The 15,979-nt window shown below is 36.7% G+C and carries 10 protein-coding genes, 1 tRNA gene, 1 pseudogene and 1 riboswitch; of the genes and pseudogenes, 2 read left to right on the forward strand and 10 right to left on the reverse strand.

Features of this window, described 5'->3' with window-relative positions; all coding sequences use genetic code 11:
* Positions 1-390 precede the first annotated feature (390 nt).
* The 5 genes and pseudogenes from HMPREF3230_RS03490 to HMPREF3230_RS06665 all read right to left on the reverse strand — a co-directional run.
* Positions 391-1,377 (reverse strand): annotated as a pseudogene (locus tag HMPREF3230_RS03490) (class C sortase); the annotation flags it as partial.
* A gap of 52 nt (positions 1,378-1,429) precedes the next feature.
* A tRNA-Arg gene (locus HMPREF3230_RS03495) sits at positions 1,430-1,502 on the reverse strand.
* A gap of 49 nt (positions 1,503-1,551) precedes the next feature.
* Positions 1,552-3,069 (reverse strand): ABC transporter ATP-binding protein, encoded by a 1,518-nt coding sequence (locus tag HMPREF3230_RS03500; RefSeq protein ID WP_075523575.1) that lies wholly within the window; start codon positions 3,067-3,069, stop codon positions 1,552-1,554.
* 80 nt (positions 3,070-3,149) lie between these two features.
* Positions 3,150-4,898 carry an ABC transporter permease gene (locus HMPREF3230_RS03505; protein ID WP_075523576.1) on the reverse strand — a complete coding sequence of 583 codons (1,749 nt, stop codon included), beginning with the start codon at positions 4,896-4,898 and terminating at the stop codon, positions 3,150-3,152.
* A 359-nt stretch (positions 4,899-5,257) separates the two neighbouring features.
* Positions 5,258-5,392, reverse strand: a complete 135-nt coding sequence (locus HMPREF3230_RS06665) for a hypothetical protein (RefSeq protein WP_255408297.1) — start codon at positions 5,390-5,392, stop codon at positions 5,258-5,260.
* Positions 5,393-5,558: 166 nt separating this feature from the next.
* Positions 5,559-5,716, reverse strand: a riboswitch (M-box (ykoK) riboswitch).
* A 478-nt stretch (positions 5,717-6,194) separates the two neighbouring features.
* Here HMPREF3230_RS06665 and HMPREF3230_RS03510 point away from each other — a divergent pair.
* Positions 6,195-8,957: a hypothetical protein gene (locus tag HMPREF3230_RS03510; RefSeq protein WP_075523577.1), complete on the forward strand. Its 2,763-nt coding sequence runs from the start codon at positions 6,195-6,197 to the stop codon at positions 8,955-8,957.
* Between the two features lie 118 nt (positions 8,958-9,075).
* Complete coding sequence (locus tag HMPREF3230_RS03515; protein WP_082266269.1) at positions 9,076-9,702, forward strand: HNH endonuclease family protein; 627 nt, start codon at positions 9,076-9,078, stop codon at positions 9,700-9,702.
* Positions 9,703-9,850: 148 nt separating this feature from the next.
* On the opposite strand, the gene HMPREF3230_RS03520 is transcribed toward HMPREF3230_RS03515, so the two are convergent.
* The 5 genes from HMPREF3230_RS03520 to rplS form a co-directional block, all read right to left on the reverse strand.
* Entirely contained in the window at positions 9,851-12,100 is a 2,250-nt protein-coding gene (locus HMPREF3230_RS03520) for an ABC-F family ATP-binding cassette domain-containing protein (protein ID WP_075523579.1), read from the reverse strand.
* Positions 12,101-12,208: 108 nt separating this feature from the next.
* On the reverse strand, positions 12,209-13,324 hold the full coding sequence (locus tag HMPREF3230_RS03525; protein ID WP_230955912.1) for a LacI family DNA-binding transcriptional regulator: 1,116 nt from the start codon (positions 13,322-13,324) through the stop codon (positions 12,209-12,211).
* A gap of 27 nt (positions 13,325-13,351) precedes the next feature.
* A complete protein-coding gene (locus HMPREF3230_RS03530) occupies positions 13,352-14,176 on the reverse strand; it encodes a ribonuclease HII (RefSeq protein WP_075523580.1) in 825 nt (274 codons plus the stop codon).
* A gap of 61 nt (positions 14,177-14,237) precedes the next feature.
* Complete coding sequence (gene lepB, locus HMPREF3230_RS03535; RefSeq protein WP_075523581.1) at positions 14,238-15,056, reverse strand: signal peptidase I; 819 nt, start codon at positions 15,054-15,056, stop codon at positions 14,238-14,240.
* Between the two features lie 238 nt (positions 15,057-15,294).
* Positions 15,295-15,660, reverse strand: coding sequence for a 50S ribosomal protein L19 (rplS, locus tag HMPREF3230_RS03540; protein WP_075523582.1), 366 nt, complete (start codon positions 15,658-15,660; stop codon positions 15,295-15,297).
* Positions 15,661-15,979 lie beyond the last annotated feature (319 nt).

Consider the following 15,979-nt stretch of genomic DNA (forward strand, 5'->3'; position numbering starts at 1 on the left):
AATGGAAGTTAAAAATGAGTGCTATAGCACAAAATGATTAGCTAAAATAATGAGCTAAAAAAATAAAATAACTAAAAACAGATAACTAAAAAATATTGTGGTGCAAACTTTAGGTTTCTAGAGCTTGCACCACAAATTTTAAATTGCACAAAAACAACAACTACGTATACTAAAAATAAGCTAAGTATATAGTTGCTAACGCAAAATTGCGTTAGTAGATACTTTAACATACTTTTAGACAAAACTTAACTTAATATTCCAAAAAATTAAACAAATAAAGAAAAATAAAGATGAATTTTATAAATTTCTTATCTTTATTTCTCCTCTTTATCTCTTTCGTTTATCTATTTCGTTTATCTCTTTCGTTTATTTATTTATCTCTTTATCTCTTGATTTCTCTTTAGAATCAGATTTATCTTCTTTACGCTTCTTTTTCTTCACAGGGAAACCAGCCCATAATATATAACCAATAACAAGAAGAAGGCTTAAAATTGACCACACAATCCACCACGGGAAATGTGGAACATCAGGCTTTTTACCGCGCAAAGACTGATCCGACAAAGGCGTTGGAACAATACGCTCACCTGTTACCAAAATCCTTTGAGTGTTAATGCCCAACGGCGTACACGTAATAAGCGTAACTAAATCTTTACCTGGAACAACAGCAATCTTCTTAGTTTCATCAGGATTTACAACAACTTTATCAATCACACGATAAGTAAGAATCTCATTAAAAACTTCAATTGTAAAAGTATCGCCTTTATTTACTTCATCTAGTCTTGTAAACATTTCTGCACTAGCAAGACCACGATGACCTGTAATCACTGATCTAGTATTAATTCCACCAACAGGCAACGAAGTACCGCGTAAATGTCCTAAACCTTTAAGCAAAGTATCGTCAGAAGTTCCATGATAAATTGGCAGATCGAGATCAATTTTTTTAATACGCAAACGAGCCATCAAACCGTCATCACTAGCTTTTAATTGGTCCCAATAATTTTGACTTTCATCTGACGTAGCCCCATGAGAAGTAGGAATATTAGTATTCGCTTCATAAATAGCACCAACTGAAAGTTTTTTATTATATTCACGCGCGCGCTCAATCTGCTCATGCGGAGCTGGAATCGCATGCGTAACAAGTCTTGCGTATTCTGCAGCAACTTCAGACATATGATACTGGCTTAACCACATTGCAGCATGAGGATAAATAAGAGATGAGAAGGATGCAATCAAAAAAATAGCAGGGATAATTGAAGCCTTAGAAAACTTCCAACGATTGTTTTTATCAGAAGATTTAGTATCAGAAGACTTACCGGATTTATTTGATTTACCAGAATGCTTAACTGGCACTACGTTAAGATCAAAAAAGCGGAACAACTTCATAAGAACACGTCACCCTGACTGTAATTACTTTAAGAAAAACAATTAGTGGGCTTAATGGGATTCGAACCCACGACCTTCTGCTCCGGAGGCAGACGCTCTATCCACTGAGCTACAAGCCCACAACCTGTGAAAGTATACATGTTGCTAGGGATTGAAACATCTTAAAAATTATCGAGACACGCCATCAAGAGGAGTTGTTTCAACTGTGCGAGTCAGCTCATCATCGTCAGCATCGTAATCAAATAATTCTCCATAACGACCCCAACTAATAGCAATATCAAATTGTTGACGAGCTAAAGCATCTGTATGCTTACTACGTAACAAATCTAAAATCAACTCACCGCGCAACTTGCCATTGCGATTTCGACTTAATGCTTGGTCAATTGCGTGTACTAGTGGAGCATGCTCAATAGCTAATCTTGCAAAAACTTGCTTACTATGCAAAATATCAGCATTATGCCACTCTTCTCCAGCTGGAGTAATAGTAATATGTCCGTTATCTGCAGTAATAAGATCGAGCATTGTTCCAGCATCTACTAGTGGGAACAAATCATCAATTTCAAACGATAAATCAGCTGCCAAATCTGCTAAATCGATTCCTTCTGGCACTTCAGAAATCACATCAAGTAAACCTGCCATACCGCCAGGAGTTGCATTAGGCAAAAGATGCATTGCAACAGGCTCTTTAGTAGCTTCATTATCTTCAGAATCAACATTAGTTTCAGATTCAGCAACTACTTCTTGCTCATGATGTTTATCTACAAGCATATCTGCAATTGCTGCAGCTTCATTATCTTCAGAATCTTCATCTTCTACTTCTTGCGTTGCAACTTGATCTTCTACTGAATCAGAAGTATTTGATTCTTCAGAACTTTCTGGAGCTGAACCAGTAAGAATAGCATATAAATTATCTACCATTGCTTCAAATTCAGCACTGTGTTTATCACGCGGACGAGGCAAATCAACATCAACATCTGCAATCAAATGACCCGGATGAGATCCAAGAACCACAACACGATCTGCCATTTGAACAGCTTCTTCAATGTTATGAGTAACAATCAACACAGATTTAATATCTCTTTGTTCGCTAGACCACAACTTCAAAACTTCTTGGCGCAAGTTTTCAGCAGTAAGAACATCAAGAGCAGAAAATGGCTCATCCATAAATAATGCGTCTGGTCGAAGCACTAAAGCGCGCGCAATACCTACACGCTGACGCATTCCACCAGAAAGTTCTTTAGGATAAGCACTTTCAAAGCCATCCAAACCAATTGAATCTATAGCAGCTAAAGCTAATTCAGTACGCTTTTCTTTACTAACACCGCGAGCGCGTAATCCAAGCTCAACATTATCTTGAACTGTGAGCCATGGCATCAATGCGAAAGTCTGAAATACTATTGCAACTCCTGGATTTGGTCCAGTAAGCTCACGACCACGATAAGTAACATTACCTTCAGTAGGTTGAATAAGACCTGCCATAGTTCTTAAAAGAGTGGATTTTCCTGCTCCTGAACGACCTAATATAGCAACAATCTCGCCTTCTTTAAGAGTGAAGGAAATATCATGCAACACATGCTGAGTAGTGCCGCTATCAGATGTAAAGCTTTGGCTAATATGTTTTGCATCTATAATATCGCTAGTAACGAGAGAACCATTTTTTAATGCATTTCTGTTTGTAGTAGTCATAATTTTTGCCGTTCTACTAAATAATTATTTAATTTGTTTACATTGAAGATTTATTAGCTCTAATTAACGAATAATCATATTTAATTTAATACGTACCGCTTTTCGGAAATACGTTGCAAAGGAGACCAAAATAGTCGATTACTCATTACTACAATCAAGCTCATTACAGCAACTCCAACTAATGTGCGAGCAGCATCACCATTTGTAGTAGCAGAAGTGATATACGCACCTAAACCAGAAGTTTGCATATGATGCTTGCCGTATTCAACTATTTCAGAAACAATCGAAGCATTCCAAGCACCACCAGCAGCAGTAATACCACCAGTGCACCAAGAACCGAAAATAGAAGGCAAAATCAAAGTTTTCCAACGCAATACTTGACTCAACCTAAAACTACGAGTCATCTCACGCAAATCGTCAGGAATAGCACTTGCACCAGCAATAACATTGAACAAAATGTACCACTGAGTACCTAGAGCCATTAAAATAATACTTCCAAAACCAAGATCAATATGCCAAGTCATAAACCACATCATCGCAAATGGGAATATGAAGTTTGCTGGGAAACTTGCCAATATTTGCACAATAGGTTGCATAATTCTAGAAATCTTAGGATTCATACCAATAAGCACACCTATAGGGACCCAAATCAGAGAACTGACGATAATCAAAGCAGCAACTCGCAAAAATGTAATTCCACCAAGCACTCCAGCTGTAATAAATTCATTTAATCCTGCTTTTGAATTAACAAAATAAAGCATTTGGAATACTCCAGCACAAATAAGCAAAATCATAACAATGCTGAAAACCCAATCGCCAAACTTACGCTGAGATGCACTATGAGGCCATTTTGCACCAGTTCTTCCAAATGGTCGTGTGATTTTTTCAAGAAACTCACGAAGTGGAGAAAACAGTTTGCTAACAATTTCATCTGCATGAGAATGACGAATAATTGTCAAAATCATACTTTTACGCTCTTCATCAGCTGCACTTTGAGTAATACGGAAACGCTCAGACCAAGCAGTAAGAGGTTTCCACAATAAGAAATCTATAGCAAGAACTACTACAACCATTGATGCAATAGCCCACCAAATATTGCCAAGCTTATTTTCTGCAGCTGATTGTGCAACAAAGCTACCGATACCAGGCAAAGCATAAGTGTTGTTATTAACAGAAATCATCTCCGATGCAGTCAGGAAGAACCATCCGCCTCCAACAGACATCATGCAATTCCAAAGTAAAGGAATCATTGAGTTAGGCATATCTAATACCCAGAATCTCTGCCAATGAGTTAATTGCAAAGATCTAACAGCTTCGTCTAATTCTTTAGGCTCACTAAGTAAAGAACGATGGAAAGAAAATGTCATATTCCACGCTTGGCTTGTAAAAATAGCAAAAACAGATGCAGCTTCTACACCCAACATTGACCCTGGGAAAATAACTAGCCAAATAGTTACAGTAGCCGAAAGAAAACCAAGTATTGGTACTGATTGCAAAATATCAAGCAAAGGTATTAAAACTTTGCCAAGTCTTCTACTACGAGCAGCAGCAAGACCATAGACAACAGTAAAAATCAACGATGCTATAAGTGCAAGAAACATGCGAAAAACAGATCTCAAAGTGTAATAAGGCAGATTTATTAAATCTGTAGACACTTTTGAAGGAATACCATAAGGCCCAATTGGCTGGTTTATGCGCTGAAGCAAATACGCTGTAACGCCAAATAAAGCAAATATTCCAATGCAAACGATTATATCTGATACAAAGCGAGTGTTTGCATCTACTTGATTATTGGTGTCACTCTTATGCGACATAGTGAAAATTGTCATAAAGTCCTCGATTAAACACCGCATAAATATGATTTCATGCGAGGAACGTGCAATACATAAGCCGTCTAACACCGTAAAAACAAGATGTAACGCGCGAAACTTTAAAAAGTTATTAGTAAAAATTTCATCAAATAAAATCAACTCTAAGTAAAATCTACAAATATCAAACAAAGCCCAAACAAAAAAAATTATGTACTCAATTTAGAAAATATTCATAAAGTTCCTATAAAAACTTGCCTTATGCATTATTTTCTTGCTTTATGCACTATTTTTCTTTATTCTTTTATTTTTAAGCTTTACTTTACAACTTTATTTTAAATTTTCACTCGTAGCTTTTAATTGTATTCACACAATGCGCTTCAAATTATTTGATGGTGATTGCCGACTTTATTAAATTTAGAAGGAACATCCAGAGTACTACTTCCGACACTACTATCAGAGCCGTCACTCAGCTTTTCATTACTATGACTACTATTATCGCTACTGTCTTCCACGGCAAATCACCTCCTAAAACTCGTGCATTAAAGCAAACACATATTCATCATTGAACCGGGAGGAACGCAAGAAAACCAATGCTAAATCCATTAGCTCATTTTGCACTTCAAATCACACAAACTGTACTTAACACTTGTGTGATCAGCAATATGAGAGCCAAATAAATAAAGCACTCGTCGTTCAAGCTTCAGCTTCGCAGGGCGGTGGCGTTACATTAGTCGAAGCCTTGAAACGACAACGACTGTTGACCAACTTGCAGTGTCTCCACTGTGCTGCGGTAGCAACCCTTATCCCCGTGGTAGCCTTACCTACCGACCGAGGTAATTATAAAACGCCACACTATTCATGTCAACACAAAAACCTTACGAACTATATATTTCTTACACAAATTTTAGATTCACATTACGCATAAGAATTCCACCAAGACTTCACAGCAACAGTTCCTAAAAACTTCCACCAAAACTTCCACCAAGACTTCACAGCAATCTTTTCATTTTTTATTGAAATACAAATGTTTTAAATAAGCGCATTACACAGAAGAAAATCACTAATTCACGGCGTGTCGAATGCATGCATTCAGCGTAATCTTGTATACGAATATTGAGTTGGATAATAGTATAAGCAATGAAGTATGACGCAACAATTTTTAAGCAAAAAACATGTTATAAACGTTGCTATCAACGAACTTCAAAAGTCCAATACTCGAACTTTTGAAATGGATGTTGAGCATCATTGTGTGAATTTTATAAACAAACGTAGCGAGTTAAAAGCGCTACTTATCATAAGAGAAAGGGCTGCCAGATGATAAATCGCTTCTTTGCTTTCGTGCCTGGAGTTAAACATTTAGTGGCATTAAAAGCAATATGCTTGAGCATTTCCTCTCTCTTAAATATCGGCTTAGTTTATGTGTTCGTAGGAATCTTATCTCCAGTTTTAAGACCAATACACACATCTCATCAATCATTGATAACAACAGTTGAATTAACATCTTATTTAGTTGCTTTCGTAGGAATTGCAGTTATTAAATACCTTATTTTAAGATGGTCATATAGCTTAGGCGGAGATATTAGCACTCATGTTGCAATGCGTTTAAGGCCTAAAATGCTACACGCAATTCTTTCGTTGAGAGCAATAAAAGACAACGATTCTCCGTACTCTTTCGGCAATTTGAATTATGATACTAAATCTTCAAAATCTATTTCAGTAAATAACGATGTAGTGAATATGCAATTCTGGTGCGGATTATTTGTACCTCAAGTATTTGCTTCCGTTGTTACGCCTTTAGTTATAAGCGTAGTGCTATTCTCTGTTAATCCATCTATTGCAGCTATATCTTTAATGACTGCAATATTTACTATCGCTACCTCATGTTGTGCTTTCTTCATAGACGTATCTTCAACAATACGATGCTTATGCGCATTCTTCGCTTATATTGCTGCAGCAGCAGCGATCATATCTACGATATGGATTTCTTCAATTCGCACAGTAGGATTACCTTCAGCTATGCTAACTATGCCATTACTTATGCTTAGCATAGAACCATTGCGTAGATGCGGAAGATACATGCATATGGCTAATTCAGCTAGAAGCTCATTCATAAGAATTTATTATCTGCTAAACAAATTCGCAAATTCTTCATCTTTAAATTCATTTACAGACGATTCAACTAAATTAACTTTGCCAGACGGAGCAAATAATCTTGTTTTACATGTAAGCGCAGATTTACAATCTGAGTCAAAAGATTCTAACGAAGGATCATATAATCTAGCTACGAAAGATTCTAAACTCAATTCAGATTATTCAGATTATTCAAATATGACTTTTGTAGCACGCGCAGGATCTCTTAATGTAATACCAGCTAAATTCAATGAAATTATGAAATCTAAAGTATTCTCTTGTGCAGGCTTTAGCACTGATACGCAAGTAGAATTGACTTATAACGATCGCTATGAATTAGACGATAGTTCAGATTACTCAAGCTATTCATCAAATAATTACAATAAAAATGATTCACCATTCGTAGAAGCTAAAACCTTTGACTTAGAGAAATCTTCTAGCATATCTCTTTGCGGAGCTAAACCTGGAGCACTAGCTGATTTAGTTAGCGTTGTAAGTAATAGAAGCCACCTTTTTGACGATACTTTAAGAGCAAATCTTCTTATGGCAGCGCCACTAGCGACTACTACGTCAATGTGGGAAGCTTTGCGCGAAGCTCGAATTGATGGAATGGTATATGCAGATTATGATGGCTTAGACTTACGAATTGATAGATTGAAGAATCTTTCTAAAGAAAATAATTCTAAAGCATGCATTATGCGAAAACTCGTTTTAGCGCGCGCAATTTTAAGACATACTCCTGTGTATATAGTTGACTTTTCAAATGATTATATGGACGAAAGCGAAGCTGCTAAAATCTGTGCAATATTGCGTAAATTAGCAAGAAAATCTATTGTAATCGCTCTAATGCCAGCTAGTGCACAAGAATATGGCGTTATAGATAAGAATTCAATACTAGATATTTCATTAAATAAATTAAATAAATTAGATAATAAGACTTCAGAAAATAAACCAGATAAAACTAAAGTAACGAATTCTTCATTTTCACAAATTTCTGCTGAAAATGCCACCAAATCAAGCATCTACAGATCTTCAGAAAATAATTCTGATGCAAGTTCTTTTGCAAGTCCTAATGCGAATGCTTATGTTACAAGTAGCTCATCGCAAGAAGCACAAGACGCGCAATCTTCGAATAAAGAAAGCAAAAGTTCTAGATTCGTATATTGGACACTTCGTTTACTAAAAGCTATTCTTTCTACTTTTGCAACAGCAATAAGCGTTTTCGCTGCTATTTTCATTCCTGTTTGCACAGTAGCTGCAATGTTTGCTATAGTTGGACGTTCTATTTTTGGATTTACTATGAAAGAGTGTTTGCAAGGCGCGTTAATTTGCATGTTCTTAAGGCTTATAACGTTAATTGCATCTTTCGCTGGAATCGATCTACATCACAGCCGTCAACGCAAAATCACTCTTACAATGACTTTAGGCTTAACAATTGCATCAATACCCGCATTCTTACTACTATGGTATTTCAACATTCAGCTGATGATAATATCCATTGTTGTTTACGTTTTAGCTGTTTTGCTTATACCTTGGTATCGTTTTATGCGCTCCCGCAAGATATTAAAGAGCATGAACAACCACATGCAAGCTGTTGAACGCGAAGTTAAAGATATAGAGCTTGGAATAGATGAAGTTCTTGCATTCCGTTTAGGTGAGCGTTGCGTAGACAATATGATTCAAACTATGGAACGTCTTGCAACACAACGTATGAGATTAGCTCGTAGACTTGGTGGAATGTGCTCGCTTATTATGTCGCTTTCACTTACAGGAATGATGGTAGGAATGATGGTAATTGCTCAAAATGTGCATCCAAATCCTGCAAATGTACCATCTTGGAGCACAGTTTACGCTGTTATGGCTGTGATTGTATTAGCTAGCTTATTGAAGCAAATGCTTGACGTAGTTTTGCGACGCACGCCTTGGGTGGTGAACGCAAGTGACTAGAAGATTTGCTAATTCTTCAAGTTTTTCTAAAAGCGAATCCTATACTAGAAAACGTTCATGGAAATCACTATTATGGCTAATTTTATTAGCTGCAATTATTGGAATCATAATAGGATTGATGCTACCTCATTTTAACAATAACGTAGCTCAAGTTACAGGATCTTATGAAGCATACGGTAGCGCTGCAGACGCATTGAAACAATTATCTGTAAAATCACCTCACAAAGGCGGGTACGAACGTCATATTTTCGGATATCGCACTACAGACGATGATGGAAATGGATGCGATGTACGAGATGACGTTCTAGCTCGTGATTTAATACACGTGCGTTTTACTTATGTAGGTTCATGCAAAGTAAAATCTGGGATATTACACGACCCTTACACAGGCCTAGAGATTAACTTTAAGCGCGGACGCAAAACAAGTTCTTTAGTACAAATAGATCATGTTGTAGCTCTAGAAAACGCATGGCAATCTGGAGCTTGGAAATGGGATTCTGCTAAACGACTACGCTTTGGAAACGACATGCTAAATCTTCTTGCAGTACAAGGAGATGCAAATCAAAAGAAAGGTTCTGCTTCAGCAGCTTATTGGCTACCTTCAAACAAATCATTTAGATGCTCATACGTTGCAAGGCAAATCGCAGTTAAGCGCAAGTATGATTTATCTGTAACTTCTATTGAAAAACAAGAAATGCTTTCAATTCTTCACACTTGCAACGCGCAGTCTTTACCAACCAAATAGAAGTATTTACAACTACCTAAATAGAAGAATTTATTAAATAAATAGAAATCTTTACATCTAAATAAATAGAAATATCTACAAACTAAATAGAAATTCATCTAGAAACACTAACAAAATTAGCTTTACAACACTAACAAAATCAGCTTTATTACTCAATCGACTCAGAAAGACTCATCCATTCTTCTTCTAGCGAATTTGATTCTTGCTCAAAGCTTTGCAATTCCTCGTTTAACTTTTGCAATCCAACAAAATCACTTGGATCATGACAAGCCATATTCGATTCAATATCTGCCTTTTGCGATTCAAGTTTAGCTAACTTTCGTTCAATAGCAGCAATTCGTCTTACAGCATCGTGATAAGCTTTGCCAGTTAATTTTTGAGAGCTTGAATCATTAGAATCTTTTGACAAATCAGAAGTTTTAGAAGAATTAGACGAATCAGACGAATCAGAAGTTTCAGCAAATAATCCCTGTGAAGCATCACTTTTAGAGCTTTCCAAATTCTTATTTGAAGATTGCAAATAAGAATTAGAAGAATTTGATGGATTAGAAGAATTAAAAGGATTTGCTAAAGAAGACTTCGCATTTTTAAGCTGCAAACGTTCAACAATTTGCAAATATTCATCTACTCCTCCAGGTAAATGACGAATTTTACCATCAATTAAAGCAAATTGCTGATCAGTTACTCGTTCAAGCAAATATCTATCGTGAGATACAACAATAAGAGTTCCAGGCCACGTATCAAGTAAATCTTCCATCACAGCCAACATATCAGTATCAAGATCATTTCCAGGCTCGTCCATAATTAGAACATTTGGCTCATCAAGAAGAATCAGCAATAATTGCATACGTCGTTTTTGACCGCCAGAAAGATCTCGAATAGGAGTCATCAACTGCTCAGGCTTAAAACCAAGCCTTTCCATCAATTGTCCGGGAGTTACTTCCTTGCCATCAATTACGTAACTTGGCTTGTATCTGCTTAAAACTTCTTTAACTTTGTATTTTCCAAGTTTTTCTAGCTCATCAAGCCTTTGCGAAAGCACAGCGAACTTCACTGTTTTTCCAATGTTTACATGACCTGAAGTAGGTTTTAACGAACCATCAATAATGCTTAATAATGTAGATTTTCCAGCGCCATTAGCACCTACTATTCCAAAACGATCTCCAGGCCCTATAAGCCAAGTAACATCATCAAGAATCATTCTGCCTGTTACAGTCTTTTGTATTGATGCACACGTTTCTAAATTATCTTCTAAATTATCTTCCAAAATGTCTTCTGAATTACTTTGAGAAGAATTTTTTGAAGTATTATCTATTGAAATAGTTACAGAACCATTATGCATAGGCTGATCAAAAGAAGAATGAACAATATCTATTTCATTCAAATTTGAGCAGGATGACGAAGAATCTACAGTATTAGAATCATCTCGCAAATTATTTTCTACTATGCTATTAGAAATATTTGTATCAATATTTGTATCAATATTTGCTAGTTTATGGCTGTTTTCAAAAATTTGAGTCACATCAATTAAATCCACAACCTGCTTACCTAAACGCGAAGTTGCCATCTTCTTTAATTCAAGCGTATTACGCATTGGAGGAACGTCAGCAATCAATTCTCTAGCTTGTTTTACATGGAATTTTTGTTTAGTAGATCTAGCTCTTGCTCCTCTAGAAAGCCAAGCTAACTCTTTACGAGCTAAATTACGCCTACGATTCTCACGAACATCAGCCTGACGTTCTCTCTCAACACGCTGTAACATATATGCACTGTAACCACCTTCAAAAGGATCTATAGTGCCATCGTGAACTTCCCACATAGAGTTACAAACTTCGTCTAAAAACCATCTATCATGCGTAACTAAAAGCAATGCTCCAGTTGCAGGAGTCCAACGATGAAGTAAATGTTCAGCAAGCCAATGTATTGTTACAACATCCAAATGATTTGTAGGCTCATCTAAAGCGAGAATATCCCAATCATGAAGTAATAATCGCGCTAAATCAGCTCTTCTTCTCTGACCGCCTGAAAGAGTTCCAACTCGTGCTTCAAGATTTATTCCACCTAATAATGCTTCAACTATTTCACGAGATTTAGTATCCGCAGCCCACTCGTAATCTTCTCGATTTTCTAAAGCAGCTTCACGCACAGTTGCATTATCGTCTAGAGGATCTCGCTGATCCAACATTCCAAAAGTTAATCCACCGCGCCTAGTTACACGACCAGAATCAGGTAAAAGAGCGCCAGAAAGAAGACGTAATAATGTTGATTTTCCATCTCCATTACGCCCGACTATTCCAATGCGATCCCCTTCACATACACCTTGAGTTACATCTGTAAAAATCGTTTTAGTCGCAAATTCAAGAGATACTCGTTCTAATCCCAAATCATACGTAGGCATAATGCACAAATATAGCCGTAGACTTATACGAATTTATATATTATTGAAATACGCACTCATAGACACAAAAGCACTAACGCACACAAATTCAAAAATAAAAAACAAAATTTATTTTATATAGTTTGGCTTCCCAAGAGATGCACGCAGCACAACACTTGCAGGATTCAATCCAACTCCATGAGCCATATCTGCAAATACAATCTCAGAACCTCCGTAAATAAGTCGCATCATTTCTCGCACAGCTAACGAGCCTATAGTTAAAGGCTCAATATTAACAGTTGTGAGAGGTGGAAATAAGTCACACATTCCACAATCATCGCCAAATCCTACTACGCTAACATCTGCAGGAACTTTAAATCCATGTTCATAAAGTGAACGAATCACGCCAATCGCCTGTAAATCGCTTGCTGTAACAATCACGCTTGGCAATTGCGCTCCTTCTATACCGCATTGCTCTATAACATGATTCATACGCGAATAACTTTCAGAAGACTTCCAAGACGTGCATTGCATAATTCTAGATCTCATTGAATTTGCTTGAGAAATTTTATTCCAAGCACTAAGACGAGTAGCAGCATCGCGCCACATTAAAGGACCAGCTACATACAAAGCATCCCTATGACCGCTAGAATTTACAACACTTACAACATCTGCCATAGCACGCCATTGATTAACTCCAATAAACGAGAATTTTGAAACGCTAGAAGATGAATTTTGTTTCAGTAAAGATCTTCCTTCGTGAATACTTACTGAACCATGCGTAGAAGTTAATATAACTCGAGGAATATTCGAACGAAGCTTACACGATGCAGAAAACATCGCATCTGTTGAAGCTATTATTATAAGCCCATCTATATTTTGCTCATCGAATCCTTTTACAATAAGATCTATATCGCTTTGAGTACACAAAACCTCATTAACCATGCTTAAAGATAGGAAATATCCACGCGACTTAGAAGACGACTCAATCGCACTAACTATATCTTTAACGCCTAAAATCATTGATTCGCCAATAATAAGACCAATAGTATGCGATTTGCTTGTAACTAGCGCACGAGCAGCATTACTTGGACGATATTCTAATTTATCGATCACGTCCATAACTTTTACGCGAGTAGCTGCAGAAACATCTGGGGAATTATTTATGACTCTTGAAACAGTTTGATGACTCACTCCTGCAGCACGCGCTACATCTATCATAGAAACACGCTTATTATGCGCCACTTTTCCAGCTTTCTTTTTTAGTATAGATTATGAAAGATGCCAAGAAATCCTATGCAAATCACTAGCTCCGTATTTAGATATCGCTTCTCGATGTGCAGCAGATCCGTAACCTTTATTATGCGCCCAATCGTAAACAGCATATTTTTCTAAACCAGCATAATCTATCATCATATGATCTCTTGTAACTTTTGCAATAACTGACGCTGCAGCTACACTAGCACATTTACGATCCGCTTTTACTAAAGTGTTCACATCAATTGAAATAGGTAAAATAGGCGCATCAAAAGTATTAAAAACTTTATGTATATAATCGTATGGCCCATCTAATATTACTGCCATTTTATTGTGTTTAACGATTTTATTTAACAAATTAGATTCAAATTCGTTAAGATTTTTATTTGCATTATTAGCATTATTGATACTATTTGCATTATTTGTACTATTTGTATTCGTAATGCTATTTATGTTCTTTGCATTATTTATATTCTTTATAAGATTTTCTTGAGCAGAGCCTATAGCTTTCAAAGCTGCAATTCCTAAAGAGTATTCAATTCCCCAGTCATCTATTTCATGATTCGTACACGATCCAACTGAATATGCGCTACACCAATTTTTCAAAGGCTCATATAACGCTTCTCGCTTGCGTTCTGTAAGAAGTTTAGAATCCGCTAAACCTTCTGGCATAACGTTTTCTAGATTTATCTCACTAGCTCCAAGTATTGCAGCTCCAACCATCACAGGACCAGCTAAAGAGCCACGTCCAACTTCATCTATACCAATAACAAAATCGTATCCTTTAATTAAAAGATCGCGCTCATAATCTAACGAAGGAATTAAAGGTATTTTAGACATATCAAATCAAAAATAATTAAACAATAAAACTAAATTAAATAAACAAAATAATTAGACTTAATCATTTAGAGTAATTAGGGACTTTTTCAAAAGCATCATGATGTGAATCTAATAACCCAATGCGATTAAGTGGCCAGAAACGAGCAACAGCTACTCCCTCTATTTTTGAAATAGGAACTAAGCCGTCATCACCGTCATTCCTGTGATAACGCGAATCAGCAGAATTAGAGCGATTATCTCCTAAAACAAATACATGACCAGGTTTCACTTTTACTTTGAATGGAAAATCGCTAGGATCTACACCAGGCCGAATGTAAGAAGATTCCAACACTTCTACGCCGTTTACAACAATCGGCTCACCTTTACCTTTGCACTCAACAGTATCTCCAGGTAAACCAATTAAACGCTTAATAAGGTTTCCACGAGTTGAGCCAAGAATGCCAGCTTTATTTTGAGAGTCTTGACTTAACCAATTTGCAGGATCTTCAAAAACGACTATATCTCCGCGATGCAAAGAGAAAATCTTAGGAGTTAGCTTAGAAGTAATAACGTTATCTCCAATGTGAATTGTTTCTAGCATAGAACCTGAAGGGATTGTGTATGCTCCCAAAACGAACATGCGTATAAGAACAATCAAAACTATTGGAGTAACATACCACGCGAGTATCTCACGCCATGAACTTTTTTCAGAACGATTATTATCTTTAGCATCTTTAGCATGCTTACCATTGCGAGAATCTTTAGTAGAATTTTTACGAGAACTTTCGTGCGCACTCGCATCCTCCGCATCCTCATCTTGAGGAACAGGAGAAGGATCTATGCCATGCCCTGCAACTGTAACGATGTGATTATCGATTTCATCCATGTTGTCAGCAGTCATATAAATCCTTTGACATACTATTTAGCATTTTGCAAATACAATAAAAGCTCTAAAGCGCTACTAAATAAATCTTAAAGCGATACTCATAGCGCAACCGTAAGTAGCATACTCATAGCGCATAACACATTTGCACAATAAGACTTTTATAAGCAACGTTTACTGATCAATCACAATATAATCAATAAAAGTGATATCACAGTAAACGCTAACTCAACAAACAAATACGCTAAAGCAAGTATTACTTAGCAGAGTTATCTCTACGCTCAGCAATACGAGCAGCTTTACCACGCAAAGAACGCAAGTAGTAAAGCTTAGCGCGACGAACGCGACCACTACGAACCAGCTTAATCGAATCGATAGCTGGGGAATGAAGTGGGAAGCGACGCTCAACACCAGTACCAAAGCTTACTTTACGAACTACGAAAGTTTCACGTACACCTGCACCCTTACGAGCGATAACAACACCAGTAAAAGTCTGAATACGAGAATTGTTACCTTCCTGAATTTTCACGTTTACATCAACAGTGTCACCAGGACGGAAAGCTGGGATTTCTTCAGCAGACTTAAGATGCTTAGCATCAAATGCTTCTACAGCATTCACCATAATAATTCCTCCTCGCCGCCACGTATCGGCGTAAGCTACATCAAAAGTAAATCAACTAAATTGCGATTTTACTTTGACTAATCGTTCCCAAAAAGTTTGCTTTTCAGGGCTTCCATCTGCCAAATCTTAAATAAAGCAGGCTAGACTGATGATAAGCAAACTACGCGGCATCTACTTATCGAAAGCATACAGAACATAAATTTATGCATAATAATGGACATTTTCACAAGATATAAGCACAATACAAACGCAATAAGAACGCAATAAGAACATTAAATAAACACATAGGTTTATTTACAGGATTTTCCTATCAAATGGG

Origin of the sequence: Gardnerella vaginalis, assembly GCF_001563665.1 — a bacterium.
Taxonomy (GTDB): Bacteria; Actinomycetota; Actinomycetes; order Actinomycetales; family Bifidobacteriaceae; genus Bifidobacterium; species Bifidobacterium vaginale_A.